This window comes from Rhodococcus sp. AQ5-07, assembly GCF_009707305.1.
Taxonomy (GTDB): Bacteria; Actinomycetota; Actinomycetes; order Mycobacteriales; family Mycobacteriaceae; genus Rhodococcus_F; species Rhodococcus_F erythropolis.
On record NZ_CP046099.1, the window covers coordinates 1,838,091 to 1,863,065 of the forward strand.

At 61.4% G+C, this 24,975-nt stretch carries 24 protein-coding genes, 1 tRNA gene and 1 pseudogene; 5 read left to right on the forward strand and 21 right to left on the reverse strand.

Annotation, left to right across the window (positions count from 1 at the left end):
- The first annotated feature begins 92 nt into the window (after positions 1–92).
- The 4 genes from GJB56_RS08515 to GJB56_RS08530 all read left to right on the forward strand — a co-directional run bounded on the left by GJB56_RS08515 (position 93) and on the right by GJB56_RS08530 (position 5,036).
- Positions 93–1,208, forward strand: a complete 1,116-nt coding sequence (locus GJB56_RS08515; RefSeq protein ID WP_113684292.1) for an HNH endonuclease signature motif containing protein — start codon at positions 93–95, stop codon at positions 1,206–1,208.
- A gap of 175 nt (positions 1,209–1,383) precedes the next feature.
- Positions 1,384–2,580 carry an ABC-three component system protein gene (locus GJB56_RS08525; RefSeq protein ID WP_162793456.1) on the forward strand — a complete coding sequence of 399 codons (1,197 nt, stop codon included), beginning with the start codon at positions 1,384–1,386 and terminating at the stop codon, positions 2,578–2,580.
- On the forward strand, positions 2,567–3,070 hold the full coding sequence (locus GJB56_RS32055) for a three component ABC system middle component (RefSeq protein ID WP_442792713.1): 504 nt from the start codon (positions 2,567–2,569) through the stop codon (positions 3,068–3,070). The genes GJB56_RS08525 and GJB56_RS32055 overlap by 14 nt, the downstream gene beginning before the upstream one ends.
- Before the next feature lie 73 nt (positions 3,071–3,143).
- On the forward strand, positions 3,144–5,036 hold the full coding sequence (locus GJB56_RS08530) for a DUF3732 domain-containing protein (RefSeq protein ID WP_154606659.1): 1,893 nt from the start codon (positions 3,144–3,146) through the stop codon (positions 5,034–5,036).
- Positions 5,037–5,334: 298 nt separating this feature from the next.
- Here GJB56_RS08530 and GJB56_RS08535 read toward each other — a convergent pair whose 3' ends face one another.
- The 11 genes and pseudogenes from GJB56_RS08535 to GJB56_RS31610 all read right to left on the reverse strand — a co-directional run.
- Positions 5,335–5,544: a hypothetical protein gene (locus GJB56_RS08535; RefSeq protein WP_154606660.1), complete on the reverse strand. Its 210-nt coding sequence runs from the start codon at positions 5,542–5,544 to the stop codon at positions 5,335–5,337.
- A gap of 238 nt (positions 5,545–5,782) precedes the next feature.
- Positions 5,783–6,571, reverse strand: coding sequence for a CPBP family intramembrane glutamic endopeptidase (locus tag GJB56_RS08540; RefSeq protein ID WP_113684289.1), 789 nt, complete (start codon positions 6,569–6,571; stop codon positions 5,783–5,785).
- A 1,230-nt stretch (positions 6,572–7,801) separates the two neighbouring features.
- Complete coding sequence (locus GJB56_RS08545; RefSeq protein ID WP_154606661.1) at positions 7,802–8,260, reverse strand: hypothetical protein; 459 nt, start codon at positions 8,258–8,260, stop codon at positions 7,802–7,804.
- A gap of 434 nt (positions 8,261–8,694) precedes the next feature.
- The gene (locus tag GJB56_RS08550; RefSeq protein ID WP_113684286.1) at positions 8,695–9,189 is read right to left on the reverse strand and encodes a hypothetical protein; all 495 of its coding nucleotides are present in this window, start codon (positions 9,187–9,189) and stop codon (positions 8,695–8,697) included.
- Between the two features lie 137 nt (positions 9,190–9,326).
- Positions 9,327–9,473, reverse strand: a complete 147-nt coding sequence (locus GJB56_RS31345) for a hypothetical protein (protein WP_195849591.1) — start codon at positions 9,471–9,473, stop codon at positions 9,327–9,329.
- Positions 9,458–9,838, reverse strand: a complete 381-nt coding sequence (locus GJB56_RS08555; protein ID WP_154606662.1) for a hypothetical protein — start codon at positions 9,836–9,838, stop codon at positions 9,458–9,460. Before GJB56_RS08555 ends, GJB56_RS31345 begins: the two co-directional genes overlap by 16 nt.
- Positions 9,831–10,631 (reverse strand): N-formylglutamate amidohydrolase, encoded by an 801-nt coding sequence (locus GJB56_RS08560; RefSeq protein ID WP_113684284.1) that lies wholly within the window; start codon positions 10,629–10,631, stop codon positions 9,831–9,833. The genes GJB56_RS08555 and GJB56_RS08560 overlap by 8 nt, the downstream gene beginning before the upstream one ends.
- A gap of 440 nt (positions 10,632–11,071) precedes the next feature.
- Positions 11,072–11,731, reverse strand: a complete 660-nt coding sequence (locus tag GJB56_RS08565; protein WP_113684283.1) for a hypothetical protein — start codon at positions 11,729–11,731, stop codon at positions 11,072–11,074.
- A gap of 60 nt (positions 11,732–11,791) precedes the next feature.
- The gene (locus GJB56_RS08570) at positions 11,792–13,018 is read right to left on the reverse strand and encodes an insoluble domain protein (RefSeq protein ID WP_113684282.1); all 1,227 of its coding nucleotides are present in this window, start codon (positions 13,016–13,018) and stop codon (positions 11,792–11,794) included.
- Between the two features lie 75 nt (positions 13,019–13,093).
- Positions 13,094–13,906, reverse strand: coding sequence for a hypothetical protein (locus GJB56_RS08575; RefSeq protein ID WP_230091158.1), 813 nt, complete (start codon positions 13,904–13,906; stop codon positions 13,094–13,096).
- Positions 13,907–13,989: 83 nt separating this feature from the next.
- Positions 13,990–14,382, reverse strand: a pseudogene (locus GJB56_RS31610) (transposase); the annotation flags it as partial.
- 294 nt (positions 14,383–14,676) lie between these two features.
- On the opposite strand from GJB56_RS31610, the gene GJB56_RS08585 reads away from it, so the two are divergent.
- Complete coding sequence (locus tag GJB56_RS08585) at positions 14,677–14,952, forward strand: hypothetical protein (protein WP_205318861.1); 276 nt, start codon at positions 14,677–14,679, stop codon at positions 14,950–14,952.
- Between the two features lie 61 nt (positions 14,953–15,013).
- On the opposite strand, the gene GJB56_RS08590 is transcribed toward GJB56_RS08585, so the two are convergent.
- From GJB56_RS08590 to GJB56_RS08635, 10 genes are all read right to left on the reverse strand, one after another.
- A tRNA-Pro gene (locus GJB56_RS08590) sits at positions 15,014–15,087 on the reverse strand.
- A 102-nt stretch (positions 15,088–15,189) separates the two neighbouring features.
- Positions 15,190–16,617, reverse strand: coding sequence for a ribosome biogenesis GTPase Der (der, locus tag GJB56_RS08595; protein ID WP_019748583.1), 1,428 nt, complete (start codon positions 16,615–16,617; stop codon positions 15,190–15,192).
- Entirely contained in the window at positions 16,614–17,294 is a 681-nt protein-coding gene (gene cmk, locus GJB56_RS08600; RefSeq protein ID WP_029255443.1) for a (d)CMP kinase, read from the reverse strand. The genes der and cmk overlap by 4 nt, the downstream gene beginning before the upstream one ends.
- A gap of 11 nt (positions 17,295–17,305) precedes the next feature.
- Positions 17,306–18,727 carry a pseudouridine synthase gene (locus GJB56_RS08605; protein ID WP_113684280.1) on the reverse strand — a complete coding sequence of 474 codons (1,422 nt, stop codon included), beginning with the start codon at positions 18,725–18,727 and terminating at the stop codon, positions 17,306–17,308.
- Positions 18,728–18,804: 77 nt separating this feature from the next.
- Positions 18,805–19,533 (reverse strand): SMC-Scp complex subunit ScpB, encoded by a 729-nt coding sequence (gene scpB, locus GJB56_RS08610; RefSeq protein WP_406682407.1) that lies wholly within the window; start codon positions 19,531–19,533, stop codon positions 18,805–18,807.
- A complete protein-coding gene (locus GJB56_RS08615; protein WP_019748586.1) occupies positions 19,530–20,402 on the reverse strand; it encodes a segregation and condensation protein A in 873 nt (290 codons plus the stop codon). The genes scpB and GJB56_RS08615 overlap by 4 nt, the downstream gene beginning before the upstream one ends.
- A complete protein-coding gene (locus GJB56_RS08620; RefSeq protein ID WP_020969711.1) occupies positions 20,402–21,415 on the reverse strand; it encodes a ParA family protein in 1,014 nt (337 codons plus the stop codon). Before GJB56_RS08620 ends, GJB56_RS08615 begins: the two co-directional genes overlap by 1 nt.
- 143 nt (positions 21,416–21,558) lie before the next feature.
- The gene (gene xerD, locus GJB56_RS08625) at positions 21,559–22,482 is read right to left on the reverse strand and encodes a site-specific tyrosine recombinase XerD (protein WP_113684279.1); all 924 of its coding nucleotides are present in this window, start codon (positions 22,480–22,482) and stop codon (positions 21,559–21,561) included.
- A gap of 1 nt (position 22,483) precedes the next feature.
- Positions 22,484–23,116 carry an NUDIX domain-containing protein gene (locus tag GJB56_RS08630; RefSeq protein WP_020907867.1) on the reverse strand — a complete coding sequence of 211 codons (633 nt, stop codon included), beginning with the start codon at positions 23,114–23,116 and terminating at the stop codon, positions 22,484–22,486.
- Between the two features lie 6 nt (positions 23,117–23,122).
- A complete protein-coding gene (locus tag GJB56_RS08635; RefSeq protein ID WP_003946139.1) occupies positions 23,123–24,883 on the reverse strand; it encodes a CTP synthase in 1,761 nt (586 codons plus the stop codon).
- Positions 24,884–24,975 lie beyond the last annotated feature (92 nt).

Consider the following 24,975-nt stretch of genomic DNA (forward strand, 5'->3'; position numbering starts at 1 on the left):
GTTCGTGACGGTTTTGCTGCTCCGCCTACTACGATGGTGGATACGGCGTGATCTTAAGGGAAATTGCGATTGCAGGTAATCGAGATGCAACCATGACGACTGACGAACTCCCAGAATGGTTCGCAAAAAGAACGACGCCCGGCCAACCTGCAGACGCCACCGATGTGACTGGACACTGCCTCGAATGGACTGGGGCAAAGCACCCAGCCGGATACGGCAACGTCTACAACCGTGAAGATAGACGGACCTGGCTAGCGCACCGCATGGCTTACACGCTCGCCGTCGGAGCAATTCCAGCCGGGCTGACCATCGACCATCGATGCCACAACCTGCTCTGTGTCAATCCGGCGCACCTTCAAGTCGTGGCGCGCGGGGAAAACACCCGCCGCGCGCAGACGCGCAGGTCGGTTAACAGGTCCAAGACTCACTGCAAGCGCGGCCACGAGCTGAACGAAGTAAACGCGTACGTCCTTAACGGGCAGAGACGCTGCCGGGCGTGCCGGCGTTTACGTCACCACGCAGTCAAGGCCGGACGCATCGTCAATAGGACTGCTCGCGAGCGGTTTGATTCGAAGTGGAAAGCAGATGGCCAGACCGGCTGCTGGCTATGGACTGGGACTAAAGATTGCTCGGGGTATGGCATGGTCACGGTGGCTGGTCACAACCGCCGGGCGCATCGCCTCGGCTACGAACTGTATGTCGGGGAGATTCCGGAAGGTCTCACAATTGACCACGTATGCAGCAACCGCGCATGTGTCAATCCCGATCATCTTGAGACAGTGACCCGCGCCGAAAACACCCGGCGCGCCGTTGCAGCCAATCGCCGAACCCATTGTAAAAAGGGTCACGAGTTCACACCTGAGAACACTTTCATGGACTCCGGCAAGAGAAGGTGCGCAATTTGCACGCGTGCTCGTGACCGAGAGCGGTATGCGAAAGACGGTGAGAAGCGGCGTGCTCTCGCGCGATTGCAGGGGAAGCGCTATTACGCCCAGCATCGCGAACAGGTCCTTGCCCGGCAACTCGAACGTCGAATTGCGGAGAATGAGAACCGCCCCGCCCGCGTGCCCGCCTCGCATTGCAAGCGTGGTCATGAATTCACGCCAGAGAACACGATCCATCGCAGCGATGGCGGAGGACGCAGGTGCCGCGAGTGTCGGACGACCTACAACAGCGCCTACGCCGCCGCGCGCAAACCTAGAAAATAACGTCGTCCGGGATGCGGCCCTATCCACTTTCCGGCACTGACGACAACCCGCTGCGCCACCGTACTCGTCAGGTGTTCATAATGTTCACAGACGATCCCGCCGACCTAGAATCTCGTGAAATGTATGCTGCAGCAGCTACGTCAAACCTCGCGGATACATACGAAAGGGCCAAACGATGGGAAAATCCCTCTCTGTGCATGGCGCTGCCGGTCAAGCACTAGGTTACTTTCACCAATGTATGTGGGCTCTCATCGAACTCGGCAAACGCGCGTCCGTTGATCCAATGGTAGAACTGCGACTCGAGGCTCTGGACGATCTTCAGTTCGATCAGGCCGGATCGCCCACAGAACTTCTCCAAACCAAGCACCATGTCGGCGCTCCAAAAGCTATAACATCTACCAGCGTCGACGTGTGGCGGACTCTGAACGTTTGGATGGACCTCCCCCGCGACTTGAACCCCATTCTGCGCCTCGTGACCACATCGATCCTCCCTTCAGATTCAGACCTAGCTGGCCTTCGGCTTGGTGAGCATAGGAACACTGCCGACGCCGTTGACGCGTTGACCAACGCTGCAGAAACATCTACGAATCAAGCGACCGAAAAATGGCGACATCGATTTCTCGCGCTTGATCCATCCGAGCGTGAATCCTTGGTGATGAATATCGTTCTGAACGATTCTTCCCCACAGGCAGCACGACTGGAAGAAAATTTGACATTAACCTTCAGATACGCAATTACCCCCGGACAGGAAGCAGTATTCTATGATCTTCTGCGCGGATGGTGGACTGGGATAGCGGTACGCCTTCTCGACCGATCGCTCGAATCCGTCACTGGAAATGACTTGATCGTTCAGATATCTGATATCGTTGACCAGCTAAGAACGGATACTCTTCCGATAGACCCGGCTGCCCTTGAACCTTTTAGCGAATCATCTACAGGCCCTTACCGGTCACGCCGCTTTGTGCAACAACTTTCTTGGATTGCGCTCGATAATACGCGGCTATGGAAGGCTATTCGCGATTATCATCGATCTTTTACGCAACGCTCATTCTGGCTAAGGCACCAACTTCTCTCAGAAACAGAGCTCGATCGCTTCGCTTTTCAACTGCACGACGAGTGGGAGCAAATTTTCGATACTCGTGTTTATGAGATGACGAGAGATGGGCGAATAGATTTCGAAGCCGTTGGTCAAGAAATATTCACGATGATAGCCCACGAATCGCGAGCGAAACTTCGGGATCGATTTGAAGCTCCCTGGTTCAATCGCGGAATGTTCCATGCCCTCGCGGATGGCGAAGTTGGCGAACAGATCGGATGGCATCCAGAATTCGTGTCCAAGCTAGAAGAAATTCTGTCCGATGTCGCAAGCTGAATCAGAACCCGCACCTACTGGTGGTAGAGCACCCGAAGCGATCGCTCTCTTCAATGTCGCATTAACGTCCGAGCTTTTTGTCAATGCATGTTGGCACAAGCAGCAGCATGGTGTTCGTGGACTGTGTTGGCCTGCGGCGTTTGTAGTACTGCCATTGACTCTTCATCCCCTCACGCGCGCGACATTGCCGACGAAGTCAACTGTCTCGTTGGCAGGGTGGGCAGTCCGCCACCCTGACCTGATCGCCGACATGGATCATCGCGTTGCAACGATGGTGACACCTACCAAACGAGCTATCAGGCATGGGATTCGAGCCGGACGACTTCGCCTCGACGGAACGGATCTTGTCGCAACCGCTCGACCACGGAACCCGAGCAAGGTTTGGCCGGCAGAACTCACCGAAGCCGTGCGCGCTGCTCGCATCTGCGGACGTTGGTTCAATGTTATAGAAGTCCAATCAGCGTTCGAGCTTCTCGGAATTGGGAGTTGAAGTGCAATTAATTTCGTTGGGTGTATACAACCAATTCGGAGATCGACGAGATCTGTTTTTTAAACTGCGATCCTTGAATATTCTCACTGGTCGCTCGCGGACGGGAAAATCCGCAGTCCTCGATATTGTCGAGTTCTGTCTCGGTCGCGATGAAGTTACCATTTCTGCAGGGACAGTCAGCGATCATGCTGCCTGGTATTATTTGATAGTAGAGTTCAAAAATGAGCGGGTTCTTCTCTGTCGGCCAAATCCGAGTACAGCCAGCACGAACCGAGCGATGATTCGATTCGGCGATCTCGAACTAACTGCGCCAGATTTCCAAGATCTTGAGGTCAACGCCGATACGGACGTCCTACGAGATGTGCTCAGCGAACGCCTTGAAATAGAACGTTTTACCGTCGAACCGGACCAACGCTCCTTACGTACATCATTTCAGGTATCAGTCAGGCAAGCCCTTTTTATGTGTTTTCAGTCTCAGGATGAGATTGCAAGTAGAAACTTGCTATTTCATAGACAGGCAGACAGGAATGTAAAGGAAGCGTTACGGGAATCTCTGCCATACTTTTTGGGCGTATCAACTCCGGAACAGGCAAATATTCGGCGTCAACTTGTTTCGGCTCGACGAACATTGCGAGGCATTGAAAATAGACTGCAAGCAGCGGAAGCAGACTTGGATGTTCGAGAAGTTCGGGTAGCTCAACTGATTCGGTCAGCCATCGGTCTTGGGTTGCTTCCCGAAACCGCTGCGGACTCGGCTGCACCCGCCCGAAATTTATTGTCCCAAGCACTATCCTTTACGTATCCCCGGAATGGCTTCGTCGAGGATGAAACTGTCTCTCGCCGTGGGGATCTGGTCGAAGAAGGCCGGGCTCTTCGTGGCCGACTCCGCGAGATTGACGATCAAATCGTGTTGCTCAAACGACTTCAGAACGACCAGTCCAGCTCTGACGTCGAATACGGCTTCCAACATGACCGACTACGTGCGCTGGACCTTCTCCTCCCCAAGAAGAACGGGACCGACAACGCCACATCAACATGCCCACTATGCGATCAGGACCTTCACACACCGGACGAATCCATCTCTGACCTTCGGCATCTACTAGCCACCCTCGAAGAGCGCCTATCAGCATCTCGCGGAGCTACCGCTCGGCGAGAGGCAACCATTGAACGTATCGGCGGTGTGCGGAAGGAAATAGTCGCTGCGATCGGCGATAACGTAATTGATTTGGACGCGTTGTCTCAACAAGAAGCTCAGATCGCAGCTGGCCGTGAGAGAGGTGAACAGATCGCGTTCCTTCAAGGCCGAGTTAGCCAAGAACTGGAGCGAGGAGTCGATTTCACCGACGATCTCGGAGCCCTCAGAGACAGCGCGCGGTTGGCACGCGGACACGTCGCTCGGTTGGAGCACGCATACGAGGACGACAATCCCGCATCTGCTCTCGAAGGCGCGATGGACTCTCTGTCCGAACTAATGACCGATTACGCCCAGGCATTGGAGCTTGAGGGGTCCCAGCACACCGTACGACTCGACCCATCCGAACTAACGGTAGTGATTCAGCGACCGGGCGGCCGGATTCCTCTCGCCCGAATGGGAAGCGCCGCAAACTTGATTGGGTACCATCTTGTCGCCCATCTGGCGCTACATCACTGGTTCGTCACGCATGACCGACCGGTCCCGCGATTTGTGATGTTCGACCAGCCAACCCAAGCGTTCTTTCCCGAAAAGGTAGTCGATGCTGCCGACCATGAAGATGCCGACTGGACGGCAGTGCGACAACTATTCACACTCATGCGGGATGTGGTGGCCTCACTGGATGGAGATCTCCAAGTAATCGTGTGTGACCACGCGAACCTTTCGGATCCATGGTTCGCCGACTCAGTGATCGACAACTGGCGAAACGGCGTCGCCCTGATACCCACCGATTGGCTCACCGCCGACGAACCTAACGGGCCAAGATCGGAGTGACCAGCCGGGCTCGGGTTTCGACGAGGTGCTGTCAAGCTGTTTGCAGTACAGCAGTTTTCGAGCGCAACAGGCCATCATCCGGAGCAGTCGGTCAGGCAGTGTGGCGTAGTTCGGTGACCTGAGATCTGCAAGTTCTGAACGACGGAAAGCTCCCGCGAGCGCGAGTAGCAGTAGCGCTGAATCGTGGCGCTCTCATACCTGATCAATCCAACCGCAGCAGCCCTCACGAGCTGTCACCAAGATTTGCTCAATGTCGTCGAGCAGCAGTGCATCACGTTGCCGACTAAGTGAGTTCGGATCACGCCTTACGCTGTAGTCCTGCCAGCGTCGACGCTACCAACTGACTCACGCTTGGTGGAGGTGCTTCCGCCACCCGATGGAAGAAATTGATCACCGCCACCCACCGTCGCAGCGTCGCAGGTGAGTACGTCAGCCTGGTGTCCGTCCCGGTATTCGCTGTGCCGGCTTCTGCGAGATACGACGCCACGGTCTCAGGTGCGGCCGGCAACGCTACGAGATCATTCGAAGAGCACCAGTGGGCGAAGCGATTCCAGTCAGACCTATAAGCCGAGTGGTCGAAGATGCCTGCGACTGGCTGACTGCAGCGACGACTCGGGCCTTCGCTTCTTCTCCCCTCCCTCCCAAGGCGAAAGCTGTCCGAGGCCCTGGGCTGCGGCTGGGAGATTCGGAATCGTTGACGGATCCATACCTCGTACCGTATCGGACCCCCTGACCTCCCCGAGGAACTAGTGAATCCAAGGCAGCACACGGAATGAGTCGAGATTCCACACGAAATGGCCGATGATTGCTGGCCACAGCGATTTGGTGGCCAGGACCAGCGGGTAGAACAGGAACCCGAAGGTCGCCGCGATCAATACATTCCAGGCTCCGTACGAACTGTGAAAGTAGCCGAATCCGACCGCGCTCAGAAGCCCGCCACCCACGACAGCAGTGACGCTGAGAGCGATCCTCGCGTATCGGCTCTCGACACGATCTCGGAGCTGCCACAGCAGAATCCCTGGGCCGCGAAATACGATCTCTTCCACAACAACACCGGCGAAGATTGTCAACGCCATCCAGGCCGCGGGGACATCGGTGTACCAAGCGCTTCGGTCCTCCCCCACAACCGTCGCCGCGATATTTGTAACCGAACGCAACCACGGATCAAGCACTGTGAACAGTACGTACACCAGGACCACAGGAGTGATCGCTCCCCACAGCAGAACCTGCGCTGGCAGCCAGCGGCTGCGCACCTGAGGCATGGCGAAGATCCCACCAGTGGGTCGCGGATGGAGGAAGGTGCGGCGATCGGCAGCGTTGACATACAGGTAGCCGAGGAGCTGAGTCGCGATCAGAGCAAAGATTCCCAGAGGGATCGCAGCGACTAGCCAAAGAGGCTCGACCGGCTGTATCCCGCCCACATATACGGCGCTCGCACAGGCAAACACCCCCACCATTGTGGAGACCGCTTGCCAGGCCATCACATTTGCTGAGTGGTGAACAAAGACATCGGGTTCAAGAGCGGTGCGCGTCATCTGGAGATTTGACCATCCCGTCCCGACAACTGCGGAACTAACGTGCGGCCACCTCAATCCGGTGAGGAGGCATGGGTGTCAGGGTGAATCCGGCAAAGAGACTCTGCTGTGGGCGATATGGCGGGTTCAGACCACCTACCCACTCAATTGGGTTGCTGACGCACCGATGGGCGCAGCTTCCGGCAATACTCCCGGTGCCCGTTATACGAGTTCTCCTGTCCTGACCCCACCTACGACGTCGACACCTGTGCGTGAGGACTGTCGCGCAGCTCTGTCGATCTGATCTAGCGCAACCCGAGGAGATGCCATGCCGACCGAGCTGTCTCGTTGCGGTCTTCGAGATCTACCGGCCATTCCCCGATTCTCGATTCTTCGTTTCTGAGGCAATTTATGACATGAAACGCGAGGTAATCGCCCTCGTCGGTCGTGAACGCAGAGATTCGGGCCCTCAGATGATTCGCGTCCCACAAGAGAGTGCCGTGCTCGAGTAGAAGCATCACGTCCTGGTTGATCCGGGTTTGCTTGTCGGTTTCTGATTCTGATTGGAATCGGAAGTTTGCCACCTGAATTAGCGCGTCCCGATCAGCTTCGGTCGGTGGGACAGGAGTCGAATATTGATCGAAACCCATCGACTGCAACGTGGCGTCCCTCTCCACAATCGTCGGGTTCGACGTTCCGACTACACACTCGTACGGATGTACCACCGTCACAGGTGATTCCGGCCGAAGGAACAAGGTGACAGGAATGTCGATTGCATTGTCGACGATTTCGACGTGGACATTCGCTCGTCGACTCGCGTGACGTGATTGACCGCTGGTTCGGTGACGATGCCATCAGCATCCTTGATGCTCAAGACATCGCCAGGAAGCAGGTCGAGGACATTGCGAACTTCGGTCCCGTCGGTGCGGAAAATGATTCGGTTTGACTGCTGATGTGTCATGACCAGAGTTGACCACCGCCAGATTGCAGGTGCGGCACCCCAAGCTCAGCGGCCCGCGGCCGGGAAACCAGTCCACTTCTCACACTGCTAGAAACATGACGCGATTGAAGGGAGAAAAGACCAGGTCGCCACACACTGCCAACCTGATCACGAAAGATCAGGTCAGGACCGCGGACGAACATTACGATCAAAGGGGGCAGGATGTGGCGACCAGGTGCTCGTCGCATTCTTTACGCTAGGCAGGCCCACTGACACGACCGGCACCAAGCTGTTTTGGGCTGAGCTGTCGCCTACTCGGATTTGATGAGGGTGCCTTCCGCGTGGAGAATCCAACCGTTGATTTCACGGAGAGGAATCGTTTTCACCTGGCCCCGTTCCTTTCCCGTCAATGCGTCCAGCGTGAACACTTCGTCACCGTTCTTGACGTAGACGATACCGTCGAACAGCTTCTGTAGTTCGCCGCCGACTGCGCTGATCGCAGCGGTGTCGACCGTAGCCTTCACCTCACCGCTTACCCGGTCTACGACGTAGGTGAAGGAGTCAGTACCAGCGCCTTTGTCCGCCGTGAACGACGCGAAATTGTTGACCGGGCCGTACGTCTTCGCGGTGATCTTCGAGTGCTCGAAACCACTCAACGGCTGTCCGGTTTCGGCGAGGACGTTCGTGCGCAGGTTGTAATTGGCGTCACCGTAGAAGGTCCCCACGTCCGGCACAGCTGCACGCGTAATCTGGACTGCTGGAAGATTCACCACGGCAACTTCGTCCGCTGTGCAAGTGCTCTTGTTGTCGCGGGGGCCAGGCAGAGCCGAAAGGTCGATCGACCACTTCGCGACCCCCGTGGATGCGTTGAGGCCGAATGTTTCCGTGGCCGGATTCGATGTCGTAGTGCAGTCCGCTGCGGTCTTCGGGACGAGCTAGGCGGGAATTGTGTCCGTCAACGCCGGGACACTCGTGATCGAAGTGAGAACGTCGTTGCGGGCCCAGTCGATTTCACCGCTCGTGTTCACCGCTCGTGGGGCGAACACCGAGCATGGTGACCTCAGTAGCGGCCGTCGGCGCGTTCATCCCCCCGGCAGGATTCCGGAGTTTCGTTTTGTCGGTCAACGCGACAACTTATCTGCAGTATCTGATAATTCAGGACACGCCTGATTCCCTCGGCATACCGGTCATAGTGCTTGCGCATTCAGTTTTTCGACATGTCTGGCTGGTACGCCTGAGATCGGGCGATGCCGATGTCGTAGTCGTCGACGTACTCCCCCGCCCCGGGCGTGTAAATGCCGCCGACACGGTCGGGGTCATAGGCCTTGAACGCGACATCGGGCCGACCGCCGTTGAATCGGCCGAACTGTTGGTAATCCCAGCCGTCGGGTGCGTAGTCGTCGTTCCAAGCCAGGCGCGCGACAGGGACGAATCCGGCGTCCGCGTAGAGCGTTGGCAGGACGGTGTCGAAGCAGTCCAGACGACGACCTCCGAGGGTGGTTGCCTGTCGGAGCATCGACTGCGCGACATCAGAGTGCGCGCTGTCCTTGTGCGCGAACACCGAGACGACTTCGTCGTCTTTGAGTGCGACGCCGGCTTTTCCGTCGTCGGTCACCAGGAGCCGCATCTGCCGGTACTCGGTTTCCTCGCAGACGTGGACCGACGCCGCATAGGGATTTTTTCGGGTGAGCTCGAGCATCTGCTCGCGTTAGACGCCGGCGTCGGCGGGAACTAGTTCGTAGAGCGTGGGAGCAGATAGTCCGCGCGCGGCGAAGCTTTCGTGTTCGTCGGCAGGGAGGGTGTGGTCGGTGACCGGTTGGATCTGGCGGTCGCCAATTAAGAGCCGAGGGCTTCGGCTTCCTCGATCCCCCAGTCCGGGAAGCGTGCTTCGATCGCTTTGCGCTGGTTCTCCGGGAGTTCCGGGCTCCAGCCGTACTTCCTCCAGAACTTCTCGCGGCGTTCCTGCGTCATCGGTTCGTCCATCGTGTTCCCCTCTTGTTTCTCTCGTTGTCATTGTCCACGCCGCCTTGTATCCGGCGCAGGGCCTCGGTTTGTTCGGCGCGTAGCTGCTCTCCGGCGGTCAGTCGCCGCGTCAGCTCGGCGCGGCGGTCTGGTTCGGGTTCGACGGTCATTGCTGCGCGGAGTTCGTTCTGGCCACCGGGGGTGGAGTCATAGACCTCTAGGGTGTCGCGATAGGCGGCTTCGGCGGTGGCTACGCGCCGTTGCAGGCGTGCGTGGCTGGGGTTCTCCTCGAGCGCGGTGCGAGCCACATCGCCTCGGACGGCGGCATTCTCGAGGCGTACGCGTATATACCGGGTGCAGCGTGGGCCGGGTTTGGGTTTACACATCAGCGACTCGGGCGGTCGCTGTGTCGATCAAAGCGGCGAGATCCCGGCCGAGCTGCGCGAGGCGTTCGAGATGGGGGGTGCGCGGATCGGCCAGGTAGGTGTCGCGGCGCAATTCGATCATCACCGACGACACCCGATCGTCGATGCCGTAATGCATTAGGGGCACGTACGTTCCGCTATAGGGCGTGTTTTCGGAGATCTTACCGAGGGACGTGAAAGCGTCACGGGCGGAGTCGATCAACCACGGCGGTGTATGCACCGGGTCGGTGCCGATGCACAACGATGGCCTCGGCGCGGCAGCGTCCTCAAATCCGGACGGACCCTCTGGGTATGAGTGCAAGTCGATGACGATCGCCCGCCCGCAAGCGTTCAACCGGTTCTCCACGGCATCGGTGACGGCGTCAGCGTAGTGACGGAAGTAGGCCTCGATCAGTTCCGCCCGACGTGTATACGGTTCGGCGCGCAACTGCAACCCAGAGCAGGACCGGGTGTAGACGGCGCCGCGACCGAACGCCTCTGCCGGATCGCCGTCGGGGAACCGTTCGGGGTCGATAACCAGACGTGAAAGCTCGTTAATCACGATCGTGGGCCGCACGCGAACGTGGGCGAGGGCAGTGAGCGCGATCTGATCGGTGGCGGTGTCGGTGGCTTCGTCCAGCTCGTCGGCCAACTCTTTATCGGTGAGCATCAGGTCGGCGCGGATTGCAGGTGGGATCAGATGTGAGGAATGCGGAACATGGATGATGACCGGCGAGCCCTCGTTGCCCGGTATGACGGTCAAGTTATTGGACACTGAATTCCCCCTGTTGATCTCGGCGTGTTCATCCTGTCAGCAGGTCACGACGTGCTTTTAAGTACGTGAATTATTCACGCTGGCAGGTTGTTCGGAATCTACGGAGCGCATTTCGTAGTCTCTTCTCCTGGTCAGGTGCAGTCGATGTGGAAGAACAAGTAGAAGTGCCCTACTACGAATAGGGATTTTCCAGTCGACGGGCGCGTCGGCGGCGGTATTGATGTCGATCTGGTCGGGCAGTCGTCGGTGGAGTCTGTGACGGCCGTTCCGCTTGGTAGCGGCGGGCATCCCGGCGACTGCACTCGTGTCGTCGCTTTGACATGCGGTGCGGCAATAACCCCCACTACGGCGACCGCGACAGTTACGGCGCGGCGGGTTCGGTTGGCAGAGTTATTCATTGGGAATTCACCTCTCTCGAAGCATGTCGTCGCCGTCGTGGGTCAGCTGATGCTGTCAACGAACCAGCGGCCGTCGATGTCTTTGGCTGTGATGGTCTGCGAGAACTGACCTGACGCTTGGCCAGGTCGCATTTCGGTGAGAGCGACGTTGTAGATCCCGATCGTGACGGGTGTGATGCGCACGCAGTGGGTGGCTCCTTTTGGGACGGTGTCAATTCCGGCTTGGATCTTCTCCTTCGCTGGCAGGGAGGTGTCGGGGGTGGTGAGTGCACGGACGGCTGTTCCGGAGCGGGTGACGTAGTAGGCGTATTCGAACGCTGCGATGACTCCGGGGCCGCTTTTCTGGTCGCCGGGGTCGGTGCGGCATGCCGTTGGATCGGTTTCAGCAGCGGCGGGAGCGGGTGGGGTGACGTCGAGGGTAGGTGCCGTTTCCGGGATGTCTGTCTCGTCGGCGATTCTTGCCTGTGCGCGCTCGTCATTGCCGGAGAGGAGACGCAGCACGAACCAGCCGAGCAGCGCGACCACAACAATCAGAGCAGCCATGTAGTGCAGGCGAGGTGATCGAGGCTCCTTCTTGCGCAGCGGCTTCGGCGTCTTCTGAGGCTTGAGCGCGGAGACTGTTTCAGTCGTGTCGGTGGTTGCCCCGTGGGGTGTGCCGCCGAGTAGGTCGACTACTGCGGGGTGTCTTTTCGTGTTCGTCATCGCTGTCGTCCTTTCGGTGCTCGCGCCTGGTTCTGCTGAACGTGCTTGACCGGGCGAGCGTTACGCCGGGATACCTGCGCCGACTGCGTCGCTGATCAGCGAGGACGCCAGGCCCGGGGTGGCGTTGGTGAGGAAGTCCGTGAGTGCGGTGTCGACGTGTTCGATGATCTGCTCGCCTCCGGGCTGGGCTGCGACGAAGTCGCGGGCCTGCTGGTCGATCGCAGGGGCTGCGGCGACGGTGTCGCGGACGGTGGTGGCTACGGCCTCACCGATGGGGCCGGAGTTCTCCCAGTCGGTGAGCGTGTGTTGGGTCTGGCTGGTGACGGCGGGTTGGTCGATGTCGAGGACCTCGATTTCGACGGGTTCGCCGAGTTCGCCTGCGCCGTACGCGACGGCGGCGGTGAATCCTGCTATTCCTCCGCCCAGTCCGCCGAGAACGAATGCGGGGGTGCCGGCGAGGAGGGCGCCGGTACCGGCGCCGGCGGCGGTTCCGGCGAGCCCGCCTGCTACCCAGCCGATTCCGGGGACGAAGACGTTGCCTAGTCCGAGGCCGATGTTTCCGCCGACGGTGCCGCCGATCAGTGCTCCTCCGATGGCGAATGGGGTCGCGAGGCTGATTCCTCCGGCGAGTGCTCCGGCGGCGGCTCCGCCGACTTGGGTGGCGGCGTCGCGGCTGGCTTTGTCGACGGGGACGCCGAAGGAGTTCCAGCCGGTGGCGACTCCGGATTCGATGATGGCGGTGGTGTTGTTGGTTCGTTCGAGGTCGACGTCGGAGACCCAGTTCGGTTGTGCGATGTGGAAGGTTCCGATGCGGAGGGTGTCGCGTGGGGCGATGATCGGGGCGACGGCGTCGACGGGGCCGGGGAGATGGAGCTGGGTGTAGTCGGTTGGTGTGGTGTCGGTGTAGGTGGGTGGTGTGTAGGTGTTGGTGTCGTAGTCCCAGTTCAGTAGCGGCTGGTAGTCGATGTTCTGGTATTGCGTGGGTGGGTCGATCCAGTAGATGGGCTCTGTGAGGGCTGGAGGTTCTGTGGCCGGCGGCGGGGTGGGTTCGGTGGTTACTCCGGACTGTCTGCCGCCGTCGTTGATGCCGGCTTGTCCTCCTCCGTCGGTGATGCCGGCCTGGCTGGGCGCTGCGATTGCCGGTGGTGCGAGCGTGATTCCGGCTGCCATTGCTGCGGCAGCGACGACGGCGATGGCGCTTTGGCGGGCGATGGCGTGGCGGCGGTGTCGGCCGTGTTGGTGTGCGCGGCGGCTCGCTCGGTTTCCTACGGTGGTGTCGTTGCTCATGGTGGTGCCTTTCGTTCAGGAGGTAGCGGATGGGTACTAGGAGGGGGTCGGTGTGCGGCTCCGGCTGATAGGGGGTCAGTCAGCGGCGTGGGTGATGAGATCGATGACGGTCGAGGCAATCACGGTCAGGGCTTCGGTGGTGCTGCGCCGGAGCTTCGAGGGCGCGATGCGCTCTCCGGAGGCGAAGAGTGGTTCGAACGGCATCCGGGCGACCGAGTGGACGCCGGCGTCGAGGAAGGCGTCGACAGCGTCGATTTCGACCATCGGTGCGTCTCCGGGTCCGTCGGTGATGACGACGATGGTGCGAGCCATCATCGCCGGGCCGGCGGTGGTGGTGAGGTCGAGGAGCATGCGGTGTGCGGCTGCGGCGGCGTCGCGGCGGAGCGGGACGGGCACGAGGAGGACGTCCGCGTGGGTGGTTGCCCAGTGCCAGCTGCCGGCGAGGCGGTTGTTGCCGGTGTCGGCGATGAGGATCTCGCGGTGTTGGGACAAGATCTGTGCCGCCGATTGGGCGTCGTCGTAGCCGAGACTGGATCCGTGGGCGCCGTTGTTGCCGGCGACGATGTCGTCGCCGCCTGGTTGGCGGGTGAGGTACTGCGAGAGCGCCGAGGGTCGGATGCTGCCGGGCGCGGCTGCGCCGGCGGCGATCAGTGACCGCACGTCGTGTCCGTCGCGGGGTGGGATGCTGACGCGGTCGGCGAGGCTGCCGCCGACGTCGGCGACGTCGACGCAGACTGTGGTTGCGGCGCCGCGGTGTTCGGCGATGATCGCGTTCAGCCCTACCGCGAGTGGGGTTTTGCCGACTCCTCCTTTCGGGTTGGCGATGGTCACGATCGAGAACCTCGGGAGGGGGCCGGTGATGGATGCGATGGCGGTGCGGTGGCGCATTTCGGCGGACTCGGGTTTCGGGGCGATCCGTAGGTTGAGGATGGTGTTGAGTCGGGTCTGTAAATGATCTCTTCCGAAGATGCCTACCGCCAATGCGGCAGTTGGTCCTGGCAGTTAGACCGCAGCGTTGTCACGACCATCGCCGACAACACATTCAACCGCCGCCACGCTAGAGCAAAGGACGAGTTGGGTGTGACGTTTCTATTGGAATCGTTTCCAGGCTTAGGAGGTCTGCGATACGCAGACAACTTGGAGGCTCAACTGGGCGGCGAGGTAGAACGCCCGCAACAGGCGGCGGTCGTATCGCCTCTGCCGCCACAGGTTTCCGCTCACCCGACCCGAATCAGATGGTTCCGGTCCAGACCCGCGATGCGCGCCAACCGATCCGGGGTTCCGAACGCAGTGAGATCACCACCAGTGACAGCGAGGACTTCCGCTCCGAGCACCGGACTGAAGCCGGCCACTGACTCGACCACCGCGGTATCTCCTCCAGCACCTGATGACCGGACAGCAAGATCAACGTCGCCTTGACATCGGTAAGGTCCAGCGCCCGCTCCATCGCCGGGAAATAGGAGCAAAAGCCAAACGGTGGATAAGCGCCGTAGAAATACTCGGTTTATCGGCCGGTCGACACCACGAACTTTGCAAGCTCTTGTGCTCGTGCTGCTAACCTTCCACCCGTGCCGGATTCTGCGGATGTTCGCGAACGCCTTCGGTCTTACTTGGATCCAGATGACGAGATCCGGTACGTATTTCCAGCGGACGTTCTGATGAGCGCGAAACCGAGTGTGTTTGTCGTGGTGAGCCGAAAGGCGATCACCGTCTTCTCGACGAGCTTTCGGTCCAGAAAAGTGCCGAGGTCGATCCTCACCCAGTTTCCGAGAATGACCGTCCTCGGCCTGGTCGATACTGCGTCCACGTCGCATTTCGTCGTGGCGGGCATAACGTACGAGATCGATGAAGAATATGCTGCAGTCGTGAATGCTGCCGACGGGGAGATCACGTCACCGCAGGACTTTCCACGAGATCCGTTGCCGAACCTGTGAGGCACATACAAAAAAGGCAGTTTCTCATTTCTGAGAAACTGCCTTTTTGATCTAACGCCGGTCGGGCTGACAGGATTTGAACCTGCGACCACTTGACCCCCAGTCAAGTGCGCTACCAAGCTGCGCCACAGCCCGTCCCACGCCCTTGTTTCGGGCGCTTGGAAAGATTACATCAGGGACGGGCCGAAGTACCAATCGGCTGGTCAGAGCCTTTTCGGTACCGATTTGGACGCAGAATCAGCGGCCCTTACGGTCACGCTTCTCGCGCACTCGTACGGATACGCGGATCGGGCTGCCGTCGAAGTTGAACTCTTCACGCAGACGCCGCTCGATGAAGCGGCGGTAGCCGGCCTCGAGGAAGCCCGTGGTGAAGAGAACGAATGTCGGCGGGCGTGTGCTTGCCTGAGTCGCGAACATAATGCGAGGCAGGCGGCCACCACGCATCGGCGGCGGTGTGGCCGCCACAACTTCCTTGAGCCAGGTGTTCAGGCGACCCGTGGGGATGCGCTTGTCCCAGGACTCCAGAGCCGTGTCGAGAGCCGGCACGAGCTTCGCCACAGCGCGACCGGTGTGGGCGGAGATGTTGACTCGCTGAGCCCACGGAACGCGGACCAGATCGCGGTCCACTTCCTTGTCCAGCATGAGTCGACGGTCCTCGTCCACGAGGTCCCACTTGTTGAATGCGATCACCAATGCACGACCCGTGTCGGCCACCATGCTCAGAACACGGAGGTCCTGCTCGGTGATCGGCTCGTGTGCGTCGATCAGCAGGATCGCGACCTCGGCGGCCTCGATCGCGCTCTTCGTACGCAGCGACGCATAGAACTCCGCACCGCTGGCATGGCTGACGCGCTTGCGCAGACCAGCTGTGTCGACGAAACGCCAAGGGCGCCCGCCGAGTTCGACGATGGAGTCGACCGGGTCGACGGTGGTGCCGGCAACGTTGTGCACGACGGACCGCTCATCACCGGACAGCTTGTTGAGCAAGCTGGACTTGCCGACGTTCGGCTTTCCGACGAGAGCAACACGACGCGGACCGCCGCCGGGGATACCTTCACGCGGGGTTTCCGGAAGCTTCTCCAGAACCTCGTCGAGCAGGTCGCCGGTGCCGCGCCCGTGCGTCGCACTCACGGAGTACGGCTGACCAAGACCCAAGGACCACAGCGCTGCAACCTCGGACTCGGTGCGTCCGTCGTCCACCTTGTTGGCAACGAGGATGACCGGAGTCTTCGAGCGGCGAAGCACTCGAGCGACAGCTTCGTCCGTCGTCGTAGCGCCGACAACGGCGTCGACGACCAGGAGAATGGCGTCAGCCGTTCCCATGGCCAATTCGGCCTGGCGGGCAACGGCCTGCTGAAGACCCTTTGCGTCGGGTTCCCATCCGCCGGTGTCCTGGACGAGGAAGCGCCGTCCGGCCCAGTTCGCCTCGTACGAGACGCGGTCACGAGTGACGCCGGGGATGTCCTCGACTACCGCTTCACGACGGCCGATGATGCGGTTGACGAGCGTCGACTTGCCGACGTTCGGTCGACCGACAACAGCCAAGGTCGGGACGGCAATGTGCGCTTCGCCTTCGCCGTCCGCTTCGAGATCGGCGTAATCCCACTCCGATTCCTCGGACCAAGTTCCGTCACCGGCATATTCGGTTACCAGATCGTCGCTCACTGCACTGCTCCAGTTCTGTCGCTGACCACCAACAGCAACTTGGCGATCACATCTTCAATTCCCAATTCGCTCGTATCCACCAGGATGGAATCCTCGGCAGGGCGCAACGGCGACACTGCCCGAGTCGAATCGAGATGGTCACGGCGCTGCACATCAGCCAGCACCGCTTCGTAATTGTCTTCACGGCCTTGGCCGACGTTCTGCGTATTGCGCCGTGCTGCACGGGTTTCCGCCGATGCGGTCAAGAAGATCTTGACGTCTGCATCGGGGAGTACGACGGTTCCGATGTCGCGACCTTCCACGACGATCCGCTCCGCACCGGCCGCCAACTCACGCTGAGTGGCGACCAGCAGGTCGCGAACCTCGGGCACAGCCGAGACCGCGGAGACAGCCTTGGTGACCGCGTCGCCGCGGATCTCCTCACTGACGTCCGCGCCGTCGAGATGCACCTGCTCACTGCTTGGATCGGTACCGATGGACCACGGCAATGCCGCAACGGCAGCGGTGATCGCGGCGGAATCAGCCAGATCGATTCCCTGACGAAGCACGTGCAGGGTCGCGATCCGGTAAATGGCTCCGGTGTCGAGGTAGCGAGCACCCAAACGCTGCGCCAACGCGCGAGAGACGCTGGACTTGCCGGTTCCGGACGGTCCGTCCATAGCGACTACCAGCGGCATGGACGAATCGGTCACAGGCCGACCGCCTCGTACAGTCCACCGACCTCGCTACGTCCGAGGACGCGCTGCGTTCCCGGACGCTGATCGCCGAGAGCGACAACTCCGACGTTGGTGCGAACCAGACGGACAACGGGGTGACCGACGGCATCGAGGAGACGACGCACGATGTGCTTGCGGCCCTCGTGCAGTACGAGCTTGACGAGCGTCTTGCCCTCGTTGATCTCGAGCACGGTGAACGCGTCCACCTTCGCCGGACCGTCATCGAGAGTGACACCGTCACGCAGCTGCTTGCCGGTGCTGCGCTCGACAACGCCGTGAACCGTGGCGAGGTACGTCTTCGGAACCTCGAACGACGGGTGCATCAGGCGGTGAGCCAAGTCGCCGTCGTTGGTGAAGAGGAGCAAGCCTTCGGTGTCGGCGTCGAGACGGCCGACGTGGAAGAGCCGCTGACCCGACTGAACGCGCTCGGAGACGATGTCACCGACGCACGGACGACCGAGATCGTCGGACATGGTGCACTGCCAGCCACGCGGCTTGTTCATCGCGAGGTAGACGAGGTCCTTCTGCACGACGACGCGGACGCCGTCGACACGAACCACTGCATTCTCGGGGTCGACACGCAGACCCTGTTCGACCACGATGCGGCCGTCGACCTCGACGCGCCCCTGGTCGATCAGTTCTTCAGCTGCACGGCGTGATGCGACGCCGGCCTGAGCAAGCACCTTCTGCAAGCGGACGCCGTCGCCCTTCGGCGGGCCGTCGTGCTTGGTGATCTCGGCATGCTGATGACGTGCCGGCTTGGCGTTGGAGACCAACGGGTTCTGAGAGACGACGCGCTGCGGCTTCTCGGTCTTCGGCTTGCCACGCTTGTTGGTCGCCGGCGGTGTGGGAGCTGCCGGGCGCTTGCGCGGAGGTCCGTCGAACTTGGATCCACGAGGTGCGTTCGACCACGCGCCGCCGCGAGGAGCGTCGGGGCGTGCGCCGCGCTGATCGTCACTGCGACGGTCGGCGCCACCGCGCGGTGCCCGACGGGCGTCTACGTGGGGGGTCCGGCGGTCATCGCTGCGGGGTCCGCGGCGGTCGTCAGTGCGCGGTCCGCGCCGATCGTCGTTGTAGCCACCGCGACGGTCCTCCGTACGTGCGGGGCGACGGTCGTCGCTGCGCGGAGGGCGACGGTCATCGCTGCGCGGAGGGCGACGGTCATCATTGAATCCACCGCGACGGTCGTCCGTGCGGGGACGGTCGGATCCGGCGTTGCGGTCGTATCCGGAGGTACTGCGGGAAGTGTTGCTGCGTCCACCACGGGGCGCTTCGCTACGTGCGCCGCGGGGGGCGTCGCTGCGACCACCACGGGGGGCATCGCTGCGTGCGCCGCGGTTGTCGCGGGAGTTGTTACGGTCCGGTGTGCCATCTCGGCGAGCGGGATTGTTCACTTTTTTCCTGTCAGTTTTCTACTGTTTCCCGAGCGTGGTCGGGTCTTTCTCGGTGCTGACGACGGCCGGAATTCCGGTCAGTCGTCGACTTCGGTGTCCACTACCTCAGTGGGCACGTCTGCCTTGTTCATTCTCGCAAATCGCGGATCGGATTCCAGGCTTTCGCTGATGTCGTCGATGAGATCGACATCAGGCAAGAGCGGGGCCAACTCCGGGAGCTCGCTGAGCGAGGCCAGCCCGAGCCGTTCGAGGAACAGTTCGGTCGTGGAGTACCGTGTCGCGTTGGTGTCCGGGTCAGGCCCGGCTTCCGCGATCAGTCCGCGGGCAAGGAGGGTGCGTACCACCCCGTCCACGTTGACGCCTCGTACCGCACTGATCCGCGCACGAGTCAACGGTTGACGGTATGCGACTACGGCCAAAGTTTCCAATGCCGCCCTGGTCAATTTGGTGCGTGCGCCGTCCAATAGCAGCTTTTCCACGTACGGGGCAAACTCTTGTCGCGTGTACAGACGCCATCCGTCGCCCGCGTAGCGAAGGTCCATTCCGCTGCCGCGAGCGGTCAATGCGGCCGACATCGACGTCAGGCGTTCTTCGACGCGCTCCGGCGCGGTTCCGGTGACAGATGCGAGTTGGTTCACTTCGGCCGGCGAATCCACGACAAGCAGAAGCGACTCCAGCACTGCGTCGAGTTGATCGTCGTCGAGGTCGAAATCGGGTGCAGACTCTTCGGACTCCGAGGCGTCGTCGGTAGGCTCGATCATCTCGTCTAGCTGCGAAGACTCTGATTCCGTCGGTTCGGCGTTCATCCGTAGTCCTCCTCTGTGACCGGCGCGGCCGGGTCGTCTCCGGTCCAACTCACCATCAGCGGTCCGAGGGCCTCGGGTTGCTCGAACACGATGACCTGCCGGCGATACAGCTCGAGCAATGCGAGAAACCTTGCCACTATCTCGACGGTGATTTCGCACTCGGCAACGAGGTCCCCGAAGGGTGTCCACTCCCCGATGCCTCGCTCGCGCAGCAACTCGAGAATTCGCTCGGCCTGTTCGGGTATCGAGATATTGGACACATGGAGGTGATCGAGGCCCACTGTCGGCACCGGACGCGGTGTGAACACCGTCGCCGCGATCTCCGCAAAACGCTGAGGGTCGACGCCCAACAACACCTCGGGCAGGAGTTCGGTGAACTGATCCTCGACGGCAACCGAGCGCGGATAGCGCCGCAGCGCTGCTTCCTCCAACTCACCGAACAGCGCCGCAACCTGTTTGTACGCCCGATACTGCAGCAGTCTCGCGAAGAGAAGATCGCGTGCTTCGAGAAGCGCCAGATCCTCCGCGTCCTCGACCTGCCCGGCGGGCAACAATCTGGCCGCTTTCAGATCCAGAAGCGTAGCTGCGACGACCAGGAATTCCGTCGTCTGATCAAGGCCCATCGCACTGCCGAGTTCCTTGGTGTACGCGATGAAATCGTCCGTGACGGTGTGAAGGGCGACTTCGGTGACGTCGAGCTGCCGTTGATTGATCAGGTTCAACAGCAGATCGAACGGGCCTTCGAAGTTCCGGAGAGTGACTCGAAAACCGGCAGCCTTGGCTGCGGTCTGAGCGTCGGTCGGCACGTTCGGATCGATCGAATCCGGCTCGACTTCGACCGGATCTTCTTGCGATGCAATCAGTTCCACTAACGACCAGACCGGTGAATGACCTCGCGGGCCAAGGCTCGATATGCCTCGGCGCCAGCCGATTTCGGCGCCCACGTCGTGATCGGCTCACCGGCAACGCTGGTTTCGGGGAATCGAACGGTGCGGTTGATCACCGTGTCGTAGACGACGTCGCCGAACACCTCGACCACTCGCGCCATCACCTCACGAGCGTGCAGGGTCCGGGCGTCGAACATCGTGACGACGATGCCGGCCAACTCGAGCTTCGGATTGAGACGGTCGTGCACCTTTTCGACGGTGTCGTTGAGAAGCGCCAGGCCGCGCAGGCTGAAGTACTCGCATTCCATCGGAATGATGACCGAATCGGCGCACGCCAGCGCATTGACCGTGAGCAGGCCAAGCGACGGCTGGCAGTCGATGAGGACGTAGTCGTACCGATCGAGAACCGGGTGCAGCACGCGCCCCAAAGTCTGCTCACGCCCGACCTCGGTGACCAATTGAATCTCGGCGGCCGAAAGGTCGATGTTGCTGGGGAGCAGGTCCAGACCGTCCACCCGAGTGCGCATCAACACGTCGTCGATGGACACACGCGGTTCGACCAGGAGATTATGGACGGTCAGTTCCAGGTCGTGATGCTGAACGCCCAGACCAGCAGACAACGCTCCTTGGGGATCGAGATCCACCAAGAGCACTCGGCGACCGTATTCGGCCAACGACGCGCCCAGGTTGATGGTCGACGTCGTCTTGCCGACGCCGCCCTTCTGGTTGCACATCGCGATGATCATCGCGGGTCCGTGGTGCGCCAACGGTGTCGGTTGGGGTACCTCGCGGACCGGCCGGCCCGTCGGACCGAGTTCTTCCGTGGAAACAGCAGGGGTTTCCGCAGGTGGCGAGGCTACTGGCGTCGTATCTATTTCGAACATCGCCTCTGGTTCGGAGGGTACAGCTGGTGCTGATTCGTTCACGCGCTCGAAGAGTTGGGCATTGACATGCGGCGGCGCGGACTCCGCCGCTGGTGGCTGCGATGTCGACACGGTCCGATGCTCCCCTACTCTTTCGGCGGTTGCTCTCGGCGCCGGCAAACCCCCGAAACTGCGGTGGAGGCCGCTCGCGCTCCTTGAACGCTACCGCTTACATCACCGAATGGTCTCGCAGACACGCATGAGCCAACCAACGCCTAACGGGCGCGTGGGTGTGCCTGAGCCCACACTTCGCGCAGCGCTGTGACGGTGACCAGTGTGTAGATCTGCGTCGTGGTTACCGAAGCGTGACCGAGAAGTTCCTGCACGACGCGTACGTCCGCGCCGCCGTCGAGCAGGTGCGTGGCAAACGAGTGCCTGAGCGTGTGGGGTGAGACGTCCGCCTTGATTCCGGCCGACGCGGCCGCGTCCTGAAGAATCTGCCATGCACTCTGACGCGAGAGGCGTCCCCCGCGCGCGTTGAGAAAGAGGGCAGGAACACCACGCGTCGCGAGGCTGGGGCGCCCGCGGACGAGATACGCGTCGACGGCGGCGATCGCCGGCCTGCCGACGGGGACGATCCGCTGCTTGCCGCCCTTGCCCTTGAGCAGCACGGAACGGGTTTCGGTGTCGATGTCGTCGACGTCCAGATCGATCGCCTCGGTGATGCGTGCTCCGGTCGAGTACAGAACCTCTAAGAGAGCGCGATCCCTCAGGTCGCGGGGCCCGTCACCGGCCGCACCGCCACCCGAAGCGTCGAGTAGGGCGATCACGTCGTCGAGCGGCAGAGCTTTGGGCAACTTGCGTCCGGGCGTCGGCGGCTTGACCGTCCGAGCCACATCGACACCGACCAGGCCCTCGGCGGCGGAAAACTTGTGGAATCCGCGGACCGCGATCAGGGTCCTCGCTGCCGAACTGGCCGCCAACGGTACGACTCCGGCATCTTTGTCACCCAGGCGCAGATGAGTCACGAATTCGGTGACGTCGTTCTCCGTCACGCCCGCAACGTCGTCGATGCCGCGCCCGTTCAAATACTCCGCGTACCGATTCAGGTCGCGGCGATACGAAAGCAGAGTGTTGCGCGCAGATCCTCGCTCGACCGCTAGATGGTCGAGATACGAGTCCACCTGTCGGGCAAGCACTTCAGGCTCGCGACTTGCGTTCTCCGAATGCGCGAGGACGATCGGGCCACGGTGCGTCGGCGGGGCGCAGCGGCTTTCCCGTCGAGCGTGCGGTAGCGATCGCGAGAATGCCCGATACCGCGGTGGCATTGACGATGTCGCCGCGCAGCGCCATGTCGACGGCGTCGGCGAGCGGAACTCGCGAAATCTCGAGATCGGCTTCTTCGTGTTCGGGATCGTCGCGCTCCACCTCGTGCAGTCCCTCGGCGAGGAAGACGCGAACCGCCTCGTCCGTGAACCCGGGTGAGAGAGCTACATCGACCAGCACCGACCATCGATCGGCGCCGAGTCCGGTTTCTTCGCCCAGCTCACGCGCCGCCGCCTCGACCGGGCTCTCCCCCGCAGCGTCGAGCAGACCGGCAGGGATTTCCCACAACCGGTGCCCGAGCGGGTGACGGTACTGGTGAATCAGCACCAGGTTGTCGTGCTCGTCCAGTGCCACGACGGCAACGGCGCCGTGGTGTTCGACGACTTCCCGATCGGCACGCTGACCACCAGGCATCGCAACGGTGTCGACGCGCAACGCGATGATCGCGCCGGTGTAGACCGTCTTGGAGCCGAGGGTGTCGAATTCGTGCCGACCGGGATCGCTCATGTGTGGCTAGACCTTTTCCACGTTCTCGACTGCAGCGTCGAGCGCCGTCTCGGTGGCAGCGGTGTCGATCTTCTCGTCACCGTGGACGTCGACGGGCAGGCGCTCTTCGAGCTTGTACGTCAACGCTGCTTCGACGAAGGCGGCGAACAGCGGGTGCGGGCGCGTCGGGCGGCTCTTGAGCTCCGGGTGTGCCTGGGTGGCAACGAAGAACGGATGCTGCTCACGCGGGTACTCGACGAACTCGACCAGGTGACCGTCCGGCGAGGTTCCGCTGAACTGCAAGCCGGACTTGGCAATCCGGTCGCGGTACGTGTTGTTGACCTCGTAGCGGTGACGGTGACGCTCGGAGACGTCCTCGGTTCCGTAGGCCTGAGCGACGACGGAACCCTTGGTCAGCACGGCCGGGTAAGCACCCAGACGCATGGTGCCACCGAGGTCGGCGTCACCGGCGATGACGTCTTCCTGATCAGCCATCGTGGAGATGACCGGGTGCTTGGTGTCCGGCTCGAACTCGGCCGAGTTGGCATCGTCGAGGCCGACGCTGCGAGCAGCTTCGATGACGACGCACTGCAGACCCAGGCACAGACCCAACAGCGGCAGCTTGCGTGAACGTGCGAAACGGATCGCGCCGAGCTTGCCCTCGATGCCGCGGATGCCGAAGCCGCCCGGGATCAGAACACCGTCGACGTCACCGAGAGCGGCCTGCGCTCCGGCTTCGGTCTCACAGGCGTCCGACGGAACCCAGGAGATCTCGACCTTGGACCGGTTCGCGAATCCACCGGCGCGCAGTGCCTCGGTGACGGAGAGGTATGCGTCGGGCAGGTCGACGTACTTGCCGACCAACGCGACGCGCACGGTCTCACGCGGCTGGTGAACACGATCGAGGAGGTTGCCCCACACGGTCCAGTCGACGTCGCGGAACGGGAGACCGAGCTGGCGAACGACGTAAGCGTCGAGGCCCTCACGGTGCAGAACCTTCGGGATGTCGTAGATCGAGGGAGCGTCGGGCGTCGAGATGCAGGCGTCGACGTCCACGTCGCACATCAGCGCGATCTTGTTCTTGAGGCCCTGCGGAACGTCACGATCGCAACGAAGGATCAGCGCGTCGGGCTGAATGCCGATGCTGCGCAACGACGCAACCGAGTGCTGCGTGGGCTTGGTCTTGAGTTCTCCGGAGGGGCCGAGGTACGGCACGAGGGAGACGTGCAGGAAGAAGACGTTGTCGCGGCCGACGTCGTGGCGGACCTGGCGAGCGGCTTCGAGGAAGGGCTGCGATTCGATGTCGCCGACGGTTCCACCGATTTCGGTGATCACGACATCCGGGCGGTGTCCCTGCAGATCCGGACCGCTCATCTCGAGGATGCGACGCTTGATCTCGTCGGTGATGTGCGGGATGACCTGAACGGTGTCACCGAGGTACTCGCCGCGGCGTTCCTTGGCGATGACCGTCGAGTACACCTGGCCGGTGGTGACGTTCGCCTGACCGGATAGGTCACGGTCTAGGAACCGCTCGTAGTGCCCGACGTCGAGGTCGGTCTCGGCACCGTCTTCGGTGACGAAGACCTCGCCGTGCTGGAAGGGGTTCATGGTGCCCGGATCCACATTGAGATAGGGATCGAGCTTCTGCATGGTCACGCGCATTCCCCGCGCGGTCAACAACTGTCCCAGGCTCGAGGCGGTCAAACCTTTGCCGAGCGAGGAAGCTACACCTCCGCTGACGAAGATGTGCTTGGTGGCGGTACGCGTGTTAGTGCGTGACTGTGGCAAAGGGACTCCCGTGACGACTGTGCAGGGCTTGGTCTGATGAAGCATGCTGGGGCCTGCCGACCCACGGGATTTCACGGTAACACCTATCGGGG